This window comes from Neptuniibacter sp. PT8_73 (assembly GCF_047778045.1).
Taxonomy (GTDB): Bacteria; Pseudomonadota; Gammaproteobacteria; order Pseudomonadales; family Balneatricaceae; genus Neptuniibacter.
In genome coordinates, this window is record NZ_CP180545.1 from 2,112,700 (window position 1) to 2,130,976 (window position 18,277).

An 18,277-nucleotide genomic window follows, 5' to 3' on the forward strand; every position below is an offset into this window, starting at 1 on the left:
CCAAGACAAATTTTCCGATAAGTAAGCTTGTATTAGGTTATTAAATTAAAAGAGACTTCCTGATGACCACTACCTCCCTTGCTGAAAGCCACGGAATACATAGGCTGGAAGAGAATAGCCCATAATAGCCATCACAAAATCGGGCTGTTTTATGTTCATTTTCAGATCCAACATTACGCGGTTCGCATCGACTAATTACGTTTGAGTAACCTAAGGTTCAGCAAAAAGCGGGCCGCTATGACGTTGAATATCAAAGGAATTTGAAAGATATAAAAAAAACCGCTGGATGCGGCTTTAGAAAAGAAGAAAAATGCTCTAATCAAATTTGTAATATTTTTGATTAAGATAAGTCGCGACAGCCGAGACCTCATCAGGGAACCAACCAACATCCAACATGGTGTTACACATTTCTACCTGGGCTTCTAATCTTGAATAGGTGTTTACTCGTCGATTAGACCGGGTGTAAATATCTGAGCTATGACAAGTTTCACAGTTAGCGTCGGTGTAAACCTCGCCACGGATCGTTCGTTCCAAAGCAATAGATTCATATAACTCTTTACCCTCTTCAGCATCTGAAGCTGCGACCATTCCGCAGACAAGTAACAATAGGGTCGGTAAAACCTTAAGTTTAAATAATGAGTTCATGATCTATATATTGGCCTCAAGTCAGGTGAATGAACAACGACGTATCAGTGAATGGCATCGTCGTTTTATGGTTAGACATTGATAAGCACAGAATAGCCGAGTAGATGTCAGATAAGCAAACATCATCAACAAACCAAAGATACTGCATCTAGCGTATCAAAGACTAAATATATTGAGATGGTAAAAGGGAAATTGTATCCCGCGTATAAAATGAGCATCGCAATTTAATTGGCCCATTTTATATGCAGAGTACACTTTAAGCGGATTTACGCTCGTAGTAATAATTATTGCTTTCAAATGCGAGTTTTTTAAGTGCTGCTATCTTTTCAGAATAAAGGTCCTTGCTGACGTACAACGCCGTATCGATAAAGCGCCTACCTTTTTGCTTGTAACGGCGATCATTCTTCCGATTTTTGTTTTCAAGAAGATAGCCTAACCTTCTATCTACTCTGTTCTTCCTTCTCTCTTTACCTTTATAGATACCTCTTTGGAATTGGAGATGCCACTCATAAGCATGAACCAAAGTTGGCATCATAGGGCTGTGCCTTTTTCCTTTTGAATTACACCAATAAAACACTGCTCGATAATCTTTTAAATCCTTTATTAGCTGGAGTTTCATAGGATCACCCGAACATGATTTACATTGAATCTCGTTATCAAGCCCACTGGAGATACGAGGGAGTTGTTAACACACCGCAGGATCAATCAAGTAGGCTTGTTTATCATTTTTAATTGCTTAAATCTGGAATAAGCACACCCTCGGTGATCACATGAATCACACCATTACAGGCAGGAATGTCGATATAACCAAGATCCAGTGGCGAATCATTAATGCTAAGTCCATTTACATTCACAAACTCTTTATTCGCCATTCTGATCGTTTTGCCGTCACGCTTAACTACGTACTTAGACGTTCTATTGCCATAGGAAACATGGTACGCCAATACTTCAATAACCCCATTCAGCGTCAATGCACCAGCTAAAGCATTAACAACTTCCATAGTGTTAGAGGTATCCACGCCAGTTAGGTCCAAAATACCCGCTTCTTGCAGTGCATCCGCAGTATTCAAGAATGCTTGATCATTTGGAGCAAATAGCGTCACAGTTCTGTCTTCATTGGTAAGGACATCAAAGAGATTAGAGCTACCAATCGTTGCTGTTACAGCACCAATAAGAAAATCGAATTCACCTGCAGTTACACCGCTTTCATTCAACTCAACCAATTCTGTGACAATCGTACCAAGTTCGTCGGTGCACTCTTCAGCTTGAGCTACTGAACCAAAAGTTAAGCCAGCCGCGCACATCATTGCAGTTATTGTTTTTTTCATTGTTCTATACCTTCAGAGCTTAAGTGGGTTAATCAAACATCAAAGCTGAATACGACACACCAAAGAAATAGATCAAAAAACGCACAGAAATAAATTCATCTAAAAGCATTTTAGAGGATTACATTTCAAGTTCGATGCAAAACGAGATAGAAAGCGGCTGGTTTTGGATACTTCTGATTTCCTTAAAAAATCAACATTGAATTTATCTGTACACCTCAGCCTTATAAGCTGATGCAACGAAGATCCTAAGACCACACTGATAGGCAACACCAATATGATCCATATTAAAAAACTAACCGTAAACTCTTTTGATGATAGAAATGCTCAACTGATTGGAACTACTTGAAACCTTCAATCTGCCATTGGTTTTTTAGAAGTTCTAATCAGTATGAAAGCATAGCGATGATCATTAGCTATAACCTTTCATAGCGAGCATTGGGGACCTAGTGCCTTGGACTTACCTCACGAGAGACCCTGGTTAGAGTCTGGCAATTTGCCAGGCTCGTTTTTTTAATGGGTAGCATTATGAAGACTGAAGATGACTTAAAATTAGATATGGTTAAAACACTCAGTGTCTTTAATTATATACTCTATAAAGGTGAGAAAATGTCAGCCGGGCATTATATATATTCCGGCTTACAGGCACGACATGATCATGATGGATATACATTGACCTTATTCGATTCGGATGTAGAGCTTAACTTATTTTTCCATAATAAATATCAAGTAAATTTTGATCGAAGATCTCAGTTTGATGCCTTCCTACACAAAATCGACCGCATCTATTTTAAGCATCAGCTTAACTAACTAAGTTTTAACTAAAATTATTACTCCCTTTCCCTTCATCATCACGCCAAATTGGATATGGGTTGGTTTGTTAAAACAGCTAGCCACTCTTACTTCAAGCATTCCTAAACCAATACTTTAGTAAGTATCGAGCTTACTTTAGCATGCCACATCCACTGGGAAAGCCAGTAACGCTGATAAGATAATGCTGTAAACAATATTGAGATTCGGATTTGAATAGCCTCCTGATCTAGTAGAGGCCAAATCAAGCACCACCCCTTAAATCATAACTATAAAAAGGACAGGAATTTTGAAACAGCTAATCACTTCAATCGCATTTGTATTAGTTAGCATCTCTACCGCTTATGCAGGCAAGCCATCAGCAATCAGCTTTAATGGTGACGAATATACATACAGAGCAACCGAAAGCTCTGCACACCAATATACGCCTGCTGACCAAGCTGATCTTTCTTCACACAAAGATATGATCTCCTTCACCTTCGCAGAAGAAGTGAAAACAAAGTCTGATTTAAAACCTTTCGCAGAAAAGTTTTTAGCCGCTTACAACGGTAAAGGAAAGATTATTAAAGCGATCGCCGGCCCTGACCCACGTGATCCTAGCCTGTTCCTTCTAGCTACAATGACAACCAGCGATAAAAGTTCAGATGCAAATATGTTCCTAATCAGCGTAGAGAACCAAACTGGCGTTGTTATGAACTACTCCCACCGCATTTATGGTAAAGATCAGAGCAAAGCAGTAATGGATTGGTTTAATGCTAATGGTCATAAAATGGAATCCACTCTGATGTCTTTCAAACAGTTTCCTAACGCTAAAGAGTTCAAGTAACGCTAAATGAAAAAGAGAAGGGGAATCCCTTTCCCCTTTGTAATCGAAGCCTCTCACTCCAATCCTCGGCTTTCTAAATAACTAGAGCTATTAAGGCTTACACATGTATAAACTCATTATTTCCAGCTTATTGAGCCTACCATTCCTGCTATCACCTCACGTTGCGGCTAAGAACTGTGAAGATGCTAAAACCAGTATCCAGATGAATCGATGTGCGGCTATTAAACTCGAAGTTGCACACCACCAAATGACCAAGTATTTAGACGCAACTTACGAGCTACATGCCAATAATCAAGCGGCGCTCGAGAGCATCAAAGTTGCTCAAAAAGACTGGGAAACACACATAGCGTCACACTGTGATTCTATCTATGCGGTCTGGGAAGAAGGTAGAAAGAAAGCATTCGTATCTATTTTTAGCATGATAGATAAAACCGACGAAAGAACAGCAGAGATATGGAAGACGTACATATCAACGACTGATAATCCAGCCCTTCCTCAACCGTATTAATCTAAGAAGATCAGCTTAGTTACCAAGGTTTTAATGGCAAAGAGCCTCAAACGAGGCTCTTTTTAGGAATTAATTGAAGCTACCCATCAAGCTTCAGGCGCAATTTCATTTTTCTGGGCGTTACCACTACGAAGCTGATAAACAAGGTATAGCAAAGCTAAAGCCATTGGGGCAAATATTGGTAACAACAGTATTAGATTGATAATATTCAAAACGATTTTGGGCTTTTGATAGTAATTTCTCACCTCATTAATAGCTTTTAACGGTAAAACTACAAACCCTAAGAACAATAGGAACAACATGACGCACATAAAAATGGTTTCTTCTGAATCCATTCCTCTGTATGCATCCACAATATTTAAAAAAAACCCAGCAAGAACTACCCCTATCAACCCTAATAATATTTCAAAAATAAGGATACCAATCAAAAATTTTTGAGATTCATTCACTTAAAACCCGTCCCTGTTAAAAAAAATTCTCTACACCATTTCACGTGGTAGTTGGACTAAGCGTTTAACTCTTAGAGCCCATTTCATCTAACGTTGAATCGATTGTTAGAATCATAAGAACTGACTCTAACATCATGACTTCCTACCTATTTTATTCAACCAGATCTACGATTAGATTACTCCACAAGTTAAGTCGTTCAACCGCCTTATCATGACCTGCGTTATAATCTTTTTGAATACCTTCAGATTTTTGACACAAAATACTACAGGCTTCATGAACAATTTTAGAAAATTCTTTAGGATCCCCTCGCCACACTACAGTTTTGTGATTTAAACCAAGTTCCTCAGCCCTTTTAGCATTAGTTTGTTGTTCCGGCTGATCTGTAAGAGGGAGCCGAGGGTCGAGGGAGCCGAGGGTCAGGTCTTGAATGGTGCAAAGCGCCGTTATTTTTGGCCAATAATTACAATAAGTAAAAGACATTCCCGAAATCACCTACAGTAATAGGATATGAGTTTGTGAAGGAATAATTACGCTTGACGTGCACAATGCAAGACCTTGTCTCATTGTTTTTAATCTACTCAGTAAATTTATTTTTGGCGTATTGATTCCAACCATATCTATTAATCGTAGCTAGATCAGGATTTACAGTTTCAAACTCTTCCAACAAGGTAAGAAACCCGAATTCAACTTCATTAGCTCTTTCCGGATCTAACCAACCCATTTCACACTCTTCACAATGCAGATATAGCCTATTATTCGTTATATCTTCTGTTACAATCAATCTACCTTGATTACAGTTTGGGCAGTTTTCGTACCAATAAAAGTCTTCCATTAGTGCTCCTTAGTTACCAGGGTATGATGTAATGATTTTGTTTGAATTTGGAACAAGCTTGATATGAACTCCATAAAATAATTCCCCCGTATCAGCCGCTTGCCCTCCAGCTCTACCAGTCAGCTTATCCATGGGAACAAATAAATTACCGGAACTGTCTGGCTTTAAGTCTATCTGCTGAGCCCTAGTCCAAGCCCTATTAGTCGCATCAACACCGTCTCCGTAAAATACACCATGTGATGGTTTACCTGGGTTATCGGAATTATGAAGTCTCACATGGTCTTCTCGTGACTGACCTTTATATTTTCCCTTTTTTGGTACTACTGATTTCCAATCAAGTTCTTCCTTCGTAACATCCGGCACCTCTGACTCACCGGTATCAACGGTTGGTACTTTATCGGTACCATCACCCCCACAACAAGGCCCTTTCGCCTCATTCTGACTCAATCCCAACGGATCAACCCACCCCGTCGGATTGGTTACATACTGATAGTTATTTAACCCACCTGCAAGCCCTATTGGATCAAGTGTTATAAACCGTGCGGTATACGGATCATAGTAGCGGTTGCGGTTGTAGTGTAGCCCCGTTTCTTCATCGTGGTACTGACCTTGAAAGCGTAATGGGTTATCGATTTTACTGAAGAGCTGGCGCTGGATTTTGCCCCAGCTGAGCATTGTAGCTGCCCAGACGATATTACCGTTTTTGTCTGTTAACTCTTGCGGCGTGCCTAGCTGATCATTTTGGTAGTAATAAACATTCGGGCTTTCAGCCTGTTCTTGTTCGTAAGTATGGATACTGCCCGTATGTTTTAAAGCTACTAACGCTAACGGTTTAAAGCTCCCCGGTTCATAGAGGTAACATTGATGTTTGTGTTGGCTATCCGTTTCATAAGCCAGTCTATCGCCTTGCCAATAAAACTCGGTCGTAACAGGAGCGGTATCGGGTTTCGTGACAGTTTTCGAGGTACGCCGCCCAAAGGCATCATAAGTGTAATTAGCGACCGTGCCATCAGGCGTTGTTGCTTGGATTAAGCGGTTTTGGCAGTCGTATTCGTAAGTGGTTACGAGCTGTTCTTTTAAACGCTTCTCTGTTTTTTTACTTAAATTACCAAATTCATCATAGTCATACTGCGCTGATGCCGTGCTGAGTAAGCGGTTGTGACGAAGTTGAGTCTGTGTGGAGGGCTGTAGGTTCCCGGCACGGTCGTAACTGAACTGTTCGTTAAGTTTATCGCTATTGCCTTTGCCTTGTTTCTGGCTGGCAATCAGTTGCCCACTTGTATCGTAGTGGTAATCTTGCGTGCCCCTTAGGCTGTCTTGCTTTTGACTCAGCTCTCCACTTACATCGTAATGATACTGTCTCTGTAATGCAGGGAGGTTATGCTCTTCTTGATCCAGTAGATGACGCTCTTCATCAGCAACGTGGTGGTGATGCAGTGCCAAACGCCCCGCTTCATCATAACGATAGTGGCTGACGCGTCGTCCTTGTTGACGGCCAACTTCTACACCTTGCTGATAACGATGATGTGTAATCGCTTGGTTATTAAGCGATAACTGTTGCAGTTTACCTTGCGGGTTATAGTCATAAGTTAGCTGGTTTTGATCGGGGAGTTTGTGCGAGGTCAGATTACCTCCTTGATCATATTGGTAGAACTGACTCCCCAGTCCTTGATGCTCAGCGATTAAACGCCCTGCTAAGTCATACTCCCACGCTAATGGGGTGACGCCATCTTCAACACCGATTAACTGACCTTGAAGATCGTATTGGTAGCTAATTTTTTCACCATCGGGCAGTTCTTTCTCGATCAAACGCCCCATAAGGTCACGAACGTATTTGGTGATACGTTCAGTGCCTGCCGTGCCAACTTCGACTTTCTCGATAAGTTTACCGGTCAGGTCATATTGATAGCGGAGTTCTCGTCCATCGAACGTGGTTTCCGATTGGATATGGCCGTTGGTGTAGTAGCTTATATGGTGCTTTTCGCCATTTTCATTGGTGATGCAGGTTACAAAGCGTTGGCGCACATCGTATTCAAAATTGAGTTGTGATCCATCGCTGCGTGTTTCCCGCAGGACTAGAGGTAAGTGAGGATGATATTCATAGCGGGTGGTATTACCCTTTTCATCTCGCTCCTCGGTGACTTTACCCCAGCTGTTGTAGCTATAATGACGTTGCTGGCCTTTTGGATCAGTAATACAGGTTATGCGACCCGCAGGGTCTCGATCATAGCGCCATTGCGCACCTTTATGGCCAGGTACGCTGTGCCATTCAGCCGTGACTAACCCATCTTCGTTATAGCCATAACGCTGTTCCTGACCATCTGCTTTGATATGGCGGGTTAAAAGCCCCGCCGCATTGTAAGCTAGCTGTTCTTTACGCCCATCAGGATACTCAATCCGACTGAGCTTACCGTTATCGGTATACTCAAATAGCGTTTTCTCGCGTAGAGGGCTTTGCTCACTGACCATTAAGCCTTGTTTGTTATAACGATAACGCCACTCGATAGCGTTGTGCTTAATGCGATCTTGTTTTAGTAGATCGGTATAGACGTTAGTGAGATTACCGCGCCAATATGAAAAACGTGTAACTGTGCCATCTGCTGCAACAGTCGCCTGTTTTTCACCTTGGTCGTTATAGTGATGCTCTGTTACCCCGCCTAAAGGGCTGGTCTCTTTGATGAGATGGCCATCATCATCGTATTCATATTGAGTAACCGCGCCATCGGGATCGACTTGTTCTATGAGCTGTGCGGAATCATCGTGCTGATAGATTTCAGAGCTACCATCACTATTGGTAACTTCGACTCGATGCTTTTGTTCATCCCATTCATAACGGGCTTCAAACCCAGCGTTACTCCAGTGCCGGATACAACGAACTTTTGAGCCTTCTCCCTGCCACTCCCAATAAAAGCTGAGGCCGCTAGGCAATTCCCTTAAGGTAATAAGGCCCGAGTCATCATAGGTATATCGTTCACCACCTGCAGCGGTTTCATTTGCGATAAGCTGAGCGACGCCATTAACAGTACGCTGATAACAGAAAGTCGCTATATTTTTTAAACGTGGCCAAGCGCTCGCGTTTTGTTTTTGAATACGCGCTAAAGCTACCAGTAAATTGCCATCGTAGATTAGCTCGAGTCCGACTCCATGGTCGCTTTTTAAGCGGACTGGGCGCTGTGATGCATCATATTCCAACACCCAACGATTTTGGTGTTGATCTGATATTTCGACTAAGCGTCCATAAGTCTCACTAATCTGTTCGAATATATAACTGAGTCCGCCTTTAACTAACACGTACTCGTTGCTGCTTTTTCCTAAATAGGCAGCACTTTTCGCAAGCCGGTTATAATAGGCTGGCTGTTCCTGTGTTGGCAGTGGATAACGGGTATTAGCATTCTCATTATTTTTCCAAATGAGCGCATCAGGTTCGATTAATAAACTATGATTCAGGCTATGAGACCAGCCAGGTCCCATACCTATATCATTGTTCAGTGCTGTGGTCCGATAGAGGCGGGAAAATGTAAATGGCAAAGGTCCCGGTAATACAACATCAGTGATCGTGAGTAGCTCTTCACCATTGATCATCGAGACCGGGCAGCCATGTTGTTTAGTATCCGACGCTGATTGAGTTGCATCGCCATTGCCGTCGGTGCTGGCGCTCCCTTCACTAGGCGTTTTGTTTACTGTTCCTATTTGACTGGATTGCACAGGGTCGTGCGCTAAACCTTTCGCACCCTCGACTGTTTCACCTAGCTGACCGTTGTTTATATCTTCCCCACCACGACCACTAAAGCTCTCCTCTTTCGAGTGTGTAAACACTTTTTTACGTACAGCCTCTGCCTCAACATCGTTTTTAACACAGATATCTACGGCCTCCTTCATCCCCTTAAGGATGTCAGGGCTTTTCCGTGACGGCTTATTTCCACCTGAACCTTTACCATGCTTACCTACGTTTTTTGTAGCCATAATTAACTTAGCGCTCTTATTAGGTCTTCAGTGTTATCGAAATTGGTCAAAATCTTTCGAAAAATGCCTCCCGGCATTATCAAATTCAGTATGACCTCCACCAAGAGTACCGCCGCGGCAGAAGCTGCAATCGTAAAAACTTGCGCAGGAGTAAAGGTTCGTAACCAACTGTATATAGCATTAATGCAGAGAAAGAGACGCGCTTCGTCTTTGAGCAAAATCAGCATTTTTTCAACTTCTTGCTTAGCGCTTTCTAACAGTTTCGACATTTCTGCCGGATCACAGTATTTCTGTATCACGTCAAAAAGTTTTTCAGGATGAGTCAACATCTCAAAGATCATTTTCAGATCGTCCCACACGTCTTTGATGGCATCCAAAAACGCATCGAGGAACTCTTGTAGAGCGTCAACCGCATTCAGAGGATTGGCTATATAATCAGTCCATGCAGCCACTTGTACCGAAGTCCACTTATCATCCAGCCAGGCTAATAATTTCTCAATCAAGCTGTCATAACTACCAAAAAGCTCATCGACATGTGACTGATTAAGGTCTGGTTCTACCTTGATAACTAACGGTTTACCCGCGTATTTCAGCTTATCAAGCTCAAAACGTGCAACGCCGTTAGCATTTGTTGGGAGGCTCTTAATGAACGTATTCGTGGGCCACGTATCCTCATAGATAGTCACAATTGTTCCACTGATGGGTATAAATGACTGGGCTTCAAAATGATGAACAACATTAATAATCCCATCTAGTGGACAAGCAATCACATCACGACTCACGGAATCATTATCATCGATAGATTGCGTAGTTTCCCAATCCTGTATTTTGATGGACTGTTCCATATCCACTAACCAGCCCAGTAAAAATGCATCACTCATATCGCGGTAGTCATCGATGCATTTGCGATAATCTTCCTTAATGGTGTTATACATCGATTGGTAATCAAAACTAGATTCCATGCCCACTTCCCTATTTCGTATGTGCAGAACTCAGCGCTGCCAACGCGATAAATATTTTAATAATTCTTCAACGTTTCCATCGGGTCTGTTTTTAATAAAAGCCCCTAACCTTGCATCCAGAAGCGATTCACTCATCCCATCGATAGAATCGTAATGATTGTCGATCAAACGTTGTTTTAAGTTTTGCTTTACTACTGCAGGATTTTGCTTGAACAGTGCTAAAGCCAGTGCTTCACTCAACATCCACCAAGGGAAACGTTTGCCTATTACTTGCGGTTCACTCGGATGCTCAATGCCTCCTTGCGAGCTAAGCCAATAACTGACGGGCCCCATAAGTTCAGCTCGGTTTGGCTCATCCGACAGGGCTAAAACCGGTTGAGATTGCGGCGCATCCCAATAACGGAAAAACACTTCTTTACCACTGGGCGTCAATACTTTGGTCAAGCTTTCGAAATGAGTGAAAATTTCATCAAATCCATACGAGCTAGCCACTAACAGCCCCCAATCGGGAAAAACTTGCTGTTGTGCTTCCAACCAGTCAATAAATGGGCTGTCACTGTCGATGTTTACGAGGTAAGGCATGACCTCTTCCCAATCGGCATAAGGAGTATTCAGCCAAAGCGGTTTCGCTCCACTGCCCCCTAACTTATAGAAATTTTCTAAACCATTGCTCTTAGACGTTCCACTCAGTACACAAAAGTAGTTGAGCTGTTCTGAGCTTTCTTCTTCTAACTGATCAATTTGATCCCGAAGTGACAGTACCTGTTCAGATTGCACAGCTGCCATCCTTACAAGCTTCACACTCTTCGCAGAAAGGAGCTGGTGTTTCCATCGTCATTAATTGCGCAGGGCTGATAGGTGCAGCTTTTTTACCACTACCCCCGCCCCCCATATTTAGTGTGACTTGTGGGCCATTAAAAGTTACACCACCGGGGTTAATCGTGACTAAACTACCACCTGCTTTGAACGAGATCTCTACACCCGCTTCTAGGGCGTGTTTTACACCGGTGGTGAAATGAAGCTCTTCACCCGCATAGGTATATTGATTCTCGGCGACTTTAAGTTGGTGGTCCTGACCGATGATCAAGTGCATATCACCATTTACACGGCGGCTATATCGCTGTTGAGTTTTAACATGTTCATCACCTTTGATATGGCGATATTCGTTACTCTCAACGATTTTATGGTGTTCATTACCTACCCACTCTTTATGATCGTTTCGGGTTATTTGCTCCATATCTTTTTCAGCATGGGTAAAGATCTGCTCTTCACCCTTTTTGTCTTCTATACGGATCTCATTAAAACCATCTCCGCCTTTGGTTGAGTTGGTTTTAATGGTGCTTTTAGTTTTGTTATCGGGTAGCGGATAAGGTGAGCGGCTTAAACCGTGATACAAACGGCCGGTTACGATCGGACGGTCGGGATTACCTTCTAGGAAATCGATCAGTACCTCTTCACCAATACGGGGAATAAACATACTGCCGCGTTGATTCCCGGCAAAAAGCTGGCTGACGCGCATCCAGCAGGAGCTATGCTCGTCTCGCTGACCGATACGATCCCAGTGGAACTGTACTTTGATCTGTCCGTACTGATCGGTATAGATCTCTTCGCCTTCTGGGCCACAGACAATCGCGGTTTGGCAGCCGTGAACAATGGGTACAGGTGTGGTCAGCGATGCACGGAAAGGAACATCAAATGGAATCGCCTTAATTCTGTTGCTGTAGGAAGAGCCTTCTGTCGTTGACCCTTGTTCCAACACCTGCGGCTGCGCGCATTTGTGCTCTACCTGGGTAATATAATACTCAATATTAAGCTCATCTCTTTCGTGCTCATCTAAGGTAAAGCTGAGCCCTGGAATCAGGCGATTAACATCACTCTCTGCGACCGCTATCTTTCTTTTGGCATTAATGGATTGCAATAGCACTTGCGCGTAGTGATCACCAATATCAGTGGTTTGGAATCGTCCCGGATAGGTATAAACCTCCAACATCTCATCCAATTCAGCTTGCTTGTAGGATTTCAGCTTCAGCTTTGGCCGTGTGAAGTCATAATCTCTAATCTGGCTTCTGCCTGAAACAACCTCTTCGGTGTAATCAAAGCGAAAGATATGCTGCTCGCGCAATGCCCCTTGAGCATCGTGGAAATAAGGAATAACCGCTTCATTTGGGATGGGTAGATGAGACGCCGAACTATCGCTAAAGATAATACGGTGTAGGGACTCTTCATGTTCAAAGTGGTAGTGAATACCCTCTTCTTCCAATAGACGTTGGATAAAATGAAGTTCGGTTTCATTGTACTGAACACAGTATTCACGCGCCGGATGAGACTCTTGCAGCTTAAATTCAAACTCATCGTTTGAGAAACCAGCCTCTTCGAGTAGCGTGGTTACAATCTCTTGCGTAGTTTGTTGCTGAAAGATTCGGCAGCCTGATCGGAGGTTAAGCAGTTCGGTTTTAGGCTCGACAACAAAATGATAGGTCGATTGGCGTAGGTTAGTTTCTTCTAACTCTGCTTCTGTAACGATACCGTGAATGTAACGGGTATAAGGCTCTCCGGCATTGGTCTGATCATGCAGGGTAATTAAACCGGTTTGACCTAGCGTAGGTGTTAACTCGATGTCAGGGTATTTAGAAACCACTTCTACTTCGAAACGGAAGCTTTGAGATAAAGTTTCTTTTCCTGTCATCCTGACGAGGTGAAAGTCATCACCTACGCCATGCGCTTCAAAGAAAAAACGTTCTTCGTTTGATTTTAAAAACACGTTTAGATCGTCCCTGTACCCATTAATCCATTTTTATACTGCGTCTAAAACAACTTTTTGTTGCTTAACCAGCCATCCAGTTTTCGCATTCAGATACAATGCGTTTACTTTTGCCTTTGCTTTAAAGACAGCAATAGCTATGCCAATTGCTCTTTATTATTCGAGCCATTAACTGCTGCAGCTAAGTCCATAACGTATTTTTGGGGGTTATCTTTATCCATAAAAACAGTGACATACTCGGAAGTAAGCTGATCGCTTGGATCCGACCATAAATTCACACTCACGAAGGTTATTTCTTCTCCTGAATGTGGATCATTCCACTTAGCAAAAACTCTATAAGGGTGCTGACCATTAAACACAATGGAGTGATTCAATTGAATGCTTTCTACCTGTGCTTGGACCCGAATCCCTGAAACTTTCAATTTTTTAAGAAGGCGAGATTTATCACTCAATAGGAATATAAAAACTGTTCCAATTAAGATAAACCCTAAACCTATACTCCCTAAAATCGTAGGCACTCCCCAAAGCGAAAAGAAACCAGATATTTCCCCGCCTTCTGGATCATAAGATTCGTAATAAACTGTGACCTTCTCGCCCACATCATATGCTGGAGGCTTACTACTACTCGTGGAACTTATTTGGTGAATTTCACCCCGATGTGATTCAAACTGCACAATAGGGCTATAGGTTCCCGACCGTGTCTGAACCAACTGAATAACCTGCCCTTCTGAAGTTAAGGCATGTGCTAAAAAGTCCTGCTGTTTAAAAATTAAAAAAGCACTGACAAAAAGCAACAAAGCGCCGATTGTGATAAATAAAACGCTTAATTTTTTCATACATCATCCTTGAAAATTAATGGCAGGCCATTGAATTTTCTCGCAGGTTATAGCGACTTAATTTTTCAACCAAAGATCGTCTTGAAACCCCTAAGGCTTTAGCTGTACGGGTCTGATTACCTTTATGCGCTTGTAACTTGTCCGCAATCACTTTGGCTTCAAGGCGTTGCATAGTGTCTTTTAAGCTATCGCCTTCAAGACAGAACACATCAGGCTGTTGAACCGCTTGGCGTTTGCTTCGGATCATTTCATCTGGAAGGTGTATTAACTCAATCACGCCATCATCCGGCGCTAATAGAACCGCACGTTCGATGATATTGCGTAGCTCGCGGATGTTCCCTGGCAATGGTTGAGCTTGGATTACATCTAAAACTGCAGGCTTTATACCTGAAATGGATTTGTTGTATTGCTCTGCAATATGTCCAACAAAGTAATGAACCAATGCTGGTATATCTTCTCTGCGATCTTTTAGCGCTGGAAGATCAATTGGGAATACATTGAGGCGATAGTACAGATCTTCACGAAACTCACCTTTATCGATCAGTTCGCTTAGGTTTTGATGAGTAGCAGCAATGACACGAATATCGACTTTGACTGGGTGCAATGCACCTAATGGCCTTACCTCTCGCTCCTGTAAAACCCTTAATAGTTTGGTTTGTAACTTAAGCGGCATATCACCGATTTCATCAAGGAAAAGCGTACCGCCGTTGGCTAGTTCGATAAGGCCTTTTTTATCGCTAGATGCACCACTGAATGCCCCTTTTTTGTAACCGAATAATTCAGACTCGAGGAGTTCTTCTGGTAACGCAGCACAGTTTTGAGCAACAAAGGGCTGTTTACTTCTTTGCGCGCTATTACGATGTATACAAGACGCTATAAGCTCTTTACCTGTGCCGGTTTCACCACGGATAAAGACCGTTGCATTGGTGCTGACGATCTTCTCCATCAAGTTGAATACCTTGCGCATCTCTGGGGAATCGCCAATGATATTGTCGACTTTTAACGTGCCACCCATGCTCGCTTTAAGCTGTTGGTTTTCGATTTCCAGAACCTGTTTAGCTTTATCTAATTGCTCTATCAGAACACGATTGTCTGCAAGTAAACGGGTATTTTCTGCAACCACAACGGCTTGAGCGGCAAAGGCTTTAACTAAGCCTTCGATCTGATCTGGGAATGCTTCAACTTCGCCATTTTCATCAACCCGGCGGTTATAGAGCTTCATAACCCCTAAGCTGACGCCTTCAAAATCAGTTAAAGGAACCACCAGCATGGAGTTAGTTTTTTGCTCTGCCAACTTATCTAAGCGGTACAACTCAGAAAAATCGAAACCACTGTATTGGTAAGCGTCGGCAATGTTTACGATCTGACCTGATAGCGCCGCCCACGAAATAACATCAGTATGACCAGATCGTTGATCTATATGTAGATCAACTGGCTTCAGCTCATGACTAACCTTGACTAAACACTCACCTTGAGTCACTTCTGGAATTAAAAAGCGTTTTTTACGATCCAGAATATAAACGCAGCCGGCTTCAGCAGCCGTCAGTTTGCGCGCGGCTGTTAGAATCTTATCTAACAGGCGCTTAACATCCTTTTCGCGTGTTATTGAAAGGTTAATCTGTACTAGCTCTTCTAGCGCTAATACAGAATCTTCAATTGAGTAATCCATTACTGCGTTTGACCTTCTCTAAAATTGAGTACAAATCCACCGTCTTCATTTAGATCCAAATCAAGATGGGTATAGCGGGATTCTTCATTCATATTCTCAAGTAGTTCGGTCGCTAATTGAGGTAATAAAGATCCGTTTATAATGTGATCGATGTTTCGGGCACCACTTTCGACTTCCTTACAACGCGCTGCAATCGTTTCAACCACGGCATCGCTATAGGTCATCTCCAGTTTCTGACTGTCCGCAACACGGCTCACAACCTTGTTCAATTTCAGACGGACAATATCCGACATCACAGACGCATCGATCGTATAGAAAGGTACGATTTGCATACGAGCTAATAACGCAGGCTTGAAGTGTTTACTTAAAACAGGGCGTATCGCAGCGATAAGCTCTTCAGGATCTGGACGTTTACCATCGCTGCACATATCGGTGATGATGTCTGTCGCTAGATTTGATGTAAGGAAAACGGCTGTATTTCTGAAGTTAACTAACTGCCCTTCACCATCAGAAAGCATGCCTTTATCAAACACCTGATAGAACAGATTCATTACTTCTAGATCAGCTTTCTCAACTTCATCTAAAAGCACCAATGAATATGGTTTTTGACGCACCGCTTCTGTTAAAACACCACCTTCCCCAAATCCGACGTAGCCTGGAGGTGAGCCAATTAGCCGTGAAACAGTGTGCTTCTCTTGGAACTCGGACATATTGATGGTTGTTAAAAAGCGTTCACCACCAAACAACATATCAGCCACACCCAGGGCCATCTCGGTTTTACCGACACCACTCGGACCAACTAAGAGGAACACGCCCATCGGAGTTTCTGGATTATTTACACCGGCTTTAGCAGCACGGACACCACGATCAATTGCCGCAACGGCATGATCTTGACCTCGGATACGCTGCTTCAAATTATCTGCCAGTGTTAAAACTGAAGCGGCCTCATCACGCACCATTTTACCCAGTGGAATACCGGTCCAGTCTGCGATAACTCTACCTACAACATCAGGTGAAACCTCATAATGGATCAGAGGATTATCACCCTGAATTTCAGCTAACTTATCTAAATCTTTACGGATCTGCTGTTTAATCTGATTTTCATCAATGGGTTGACTGATCTCTTCATCAGATTGTCCCAAATGTGCTTGAGCTAAGAGCTGGCGTTGATCAAGAATGCGTTCTACCACCTCTTTCTCTTTTTGCCACTGATCATTAAGCACAGCTAGTTCGGTCATAGATTGATCTAGCTGTTTGTCCAAGGCTTCAAGCTGTCCTTCATTAGCGATTACATCAGACGCAATATCTCGCTCTAAAGCTGTTCTTTCACGTTGTAATGTTTGGATACGACGTTCGGCATCTTCGACACCATCAGGAACAGAAGAAATACTAATCTTTACCCGCGCAGCCGCTGTATCTAATACATCAACCGCTTTGTCTGGCAGTTGTCGACCCGAAATATAACGAGAAGATAAGCTTGCAGCGGCTTCTACAGCATCGTCCCTTACATATACGCCATGAGCTGCTTCGTAAGTCTCACGTAGACCACGAATGATCGTTACTGCCTGATCAACACTTGGCTCATCAAGTTTCACCAACTGGAATCGACGCGCCAGTGCTGGGTCTTTTTCAAAATACTTTTTATATTCGGACCAGGTCGTTGCAGCTACTGTACGTAGCTCACCACGCGCTAGAGCAGGTTTCAAAAGGTTCGCAGCATCACCACTACCTGCTGCACCGCCAGCGCCAATCAGGGTATGCGCCTCATCTATAAATAAAATGATAGGTGTAGGTGATTCTTTTACCGCAGTAATGACACCGTTTAGGCGGTTTTCAAATTCTCCTTTTACACTTGCACCCGCTTGTAACAAGCCAAGGTCTAGACCATATAGCTCAACATTTGCGAGTACATCTGGCACTTCACCTTGAGCAATCTTGAGTGCTAACCCTTCCACAACCGCTGTTTTACCTACACCTGCATCACCAACGCAGATTGGGTTGTTCTTACGGCGACGGCCAAGGATATCGATCATCTGGCGGATCTCGACATCTCGACAAAATACAGGGTCAATCAAGCCTTCACGGGCACGTGCCGTAAAATGGGTACAGAATTTCTGCAACGGCCCCATATCGACATCTGACTGCTGTGCGCTTGGCTCTGCTTTAGTTGCCTGCTGCGCAATATGCTCTGGTGATTCAACAACAATCTGATCGTAATTTGCTAACAGATCATCAAATGAAACATCAGAGAAGTGATCGCAATAGCTAGCCATGCCATGACGGCGTTGGTTAGACAGAATCGCCAATACCAATACACCACTGCGAATTTCGGAATCGTTCCTTTCTAGAGAAGAGATTAACCATGCATCCTCAAATAAACCCATTAAGGTACGTGAGAACACAGGTTTACCGGTGTTACCTTTGTTGTCCGCTTCTACTGCATGTTGCAGGTCACGAACAAAGTGCATTACATTAATGTTGTAGTGGACTAGAACCTGTGCCAGGTCGTTATCATCCTCAAGCAGTTTAAGTAAAAAATGCTCAACACTGATCTCATAAGCACCGTTAGATACAGCTAAACCCGCTGCAGCTTCTAAAGCGCGCGTGCAGTTTTTATTTAAACGCCCCATTAGGGATTTCATTTTTATATTGTCCATTTGTCCTTCTCCGAAATAAGCCGAGCTAATGGC

16 protein-coding genes are annotated in these 18,277 nt (G+C 43.0%); 3 read left to right on the plus strand and 13 right to left on the minus strand.

Annotation, left to right across the window (positions count from 1 at the left end; translation table 11 throughout):
* Positions 1-315 precede the first annotated feature (315 nt).
* From ACMXYN_RS09445 to ACMXYN_RS09455, 3 genes are all read right to left on the minus strand, one after another.
* Positions 316-645: a hypothetical protein gene (locus tag ACMXYN_RS09445; protein ID WP_415891591.1), complete on the minus strand. Its 330-nt coding sequence runs from the start codon at positions 643-645 to the stop codon at positions 316-318.
* A gap of 256 nt (positions 646-901) precedes the next feature.
* The gene (locus ACMXYN_RS09450) at positions 902-1,264 is read right to left on the minus strand and encodes a hypothetical protein (RefSeq protein ID WP_415891592.1); all 363 of its coding nucleotides are present in this window, start codon (positions 1,262-1,264) and stop codon (positions 902-904) included.
* A gap of 109 nt (positions 1,265-1,373) precedes the next feature.
* Positions 1,374-1,973 (minus strand): fasciclin domain-containing protein, encoded by a 600-nt coding sequence (locus ACMXYN_RS09455; RefSeq protein ID WP_415891593.1) that lies wholly within the window; start codon positions 1,971-1,973, stop codon positions 1,374-1,376.
* Positions 1,974-2,579: 606 nt separating this feature from the next.
* On the opposite strand from ACMXYN_RS09455, the gene ACMXYN_RS09460 reads away from it, so the two are divergent.
* The 3 genes from ACMXYN_RS09460 (at position 2,580) to ACMXYN_RS09470 (ending at position 4,114) form a co-directional block, all read left to right on the plus strand.
* Positions 2,580-2,780, plus strand: coding sequence for a DUF3081 family protein (locus ACMXYN_RS09460; RefSeq protein WP_415891594.1), 201 nt, complete (start codon positions 2,580-2,582; stop codon positions 2,778-2,780).
* A 289-nt stretch (positions 2,781-3,069) separates the two neighbouring features.
* Positions 3,070-3,606, plus strand: a complete 537-nt coding sequence (locus ACMXYN_RS09465) for a hypothetical protein (RefSeq protein WP_415891595.1) — start codon at positions 3,070-3,072, stop codon at positions 3,604-3,606.
* 103 nt (positions 3,607-3,709) lie between these two features.
* Positions 3,710-4,114: a lysozyme inhibitor LprI family protein gene (locus ACMXYN_RS09470; RefSeq protein ID WP_415891596.1), complete on the plus strand. Its 405-nt coding sequence runs from the start codon at positions 3,710-3,712 to the stop codon at positions 4,112-4,114.
* An 86-nt stretch (positions 4,115-4,200) separates the two neighbouring features.
* Here ACMXYN_RS09470 and ACMXYN_RS09475 read toward each other — a convergent pair whose 3' ends face one another.
* The 10 genes from ACMXYN_RS09475 to tssH form a co-directional block, all read right to left on the minus strand.
* Positions 4,201-4,563, minus strand: coding sequence for a hypothetical protein (locus ACMXYN_RS09475; RefSeq protein WP_415891597.1), 363 nt, complete (start codon positions 4,561-4,563; stop codon positions 4,201-4,203).
* Positions 4,564-4,714: 151 nt separating this feature from the next.
* Positions 4,715-5,044, minus strand: coding sequence for a hypothetical protein (locus ACMXYN_RS09480; RefSeq protein ID WP_415891598.1), 330 nt, complete (start codon positions 5,042-5,044; stop codon positions 4,715-4,717).
* 94 nt (positions 5,045-5,138) lie between these two features.
* Positions 5,139-5,396 carry a hypothetical protein gene (locus tag ACMXYN_RS09485; protein ID WP_415891600.1) on the minus strand — a complete coding sequence of 86 codons (258 nt, stop codon included), beginning with the start codon at positions 5,394-5,396 and terminating at the stop codon, positions 5,139-5,141.
* 9 nt (positions 5,397-5,405) lie between these two features.
* Complete coding sequence (locus ACMXYN_RS09490; protein WP_415891601.1) at positions 5,406-9,359, minus strand: RHS repeat-associated core domain-containing protein; 3,954 nt, start codon at positions 9,357-9,359, stop codon at positions 5,406-5,408.
* A 2-nt stretch (positions 9,360-9,361) separates the two neighbouring features.
* A complete protein-coding gene (locus ACMXYN_RS09495; protein WP_415891602.1) occupies positions 9,362-10,321 on the minus strand; it encodes a hypothetical protein in 960 nt (319 codons plus the stop codon).
* 30 nt (positions 10,322-10,351) lie between these two features.
* Positions 10,352-11,098 carry a DUF4123 domain-containing protein gene (locus ACMXYN_RS09500; RefSeq protein WP_415891603.1) on the minus strand — a complete coding sequence of 249 codons (747 nt, stop codon included), beginning with the start codon at positions 11,096-11,098 and terminating at the stop codon, positions 10,352-10,354.
* The gene (locus ACMXYN_RS09505; RefSeq protein WP_415891604.1) at positions 11,088-13,082 is read right to left on the minus strand and encodes a type VI secretion system Vgr family protein; all 1,995 of its coding nucleotides are present in this window, start codon (positions 13,080-13,082) and stop codon (positions 11,088-11,090) included. Before ACMXYN_RS09505 ends, ACMXYN_RS09500 begins: the two co-directional genes overlap by 11 nt.
* A gap of 137 nt (positions 13,083-13,219) precedes the next feature.
* Positions 13,220-13,918 (minus strand): DUF3592 domain-containing protein, encoded by a 699-nt coding sequence (locus tag ACMXYN_RS09510; protein WP_415891605.1) that lies wholly within the window; start codon positions 13,916-13,918, stop codon positions 13,220-13,222.
* 16 nt (positions 13,919-13,934) lie between these two features.
* Positions 13,935-15,587 carry a sigma 54-interacting transcriptional regulator gene (locus ACMXYN_RS09515; protein ID WP_415891606.1) on the minus strand — a complete coding sequence of 551 codons (1,653 nt, stop codon included), beginning with the start codon at positions 15,585-15,587 and terminating at the stop codon, positions 13,935-13,937.
* The gene (gene tssH / locus ACMXYN_RS09520; protein ID WP_415891607.1) at positions 15,587-18,244 is read right to left on the minus strand and encodes a type VI secretion system ATPase TssH; all 2,658 of its coding nucleotides are present in this window, start codon (positions 18,242-18,244) and stop codon (positions 15,587-15,589) included. Before tssH ends, ACMXYN_RS09515 begins: the two co-directional genes overlap by 1 nt.
* Positions 18,245-18,277 lie beyond the last annotated feature (33 nt).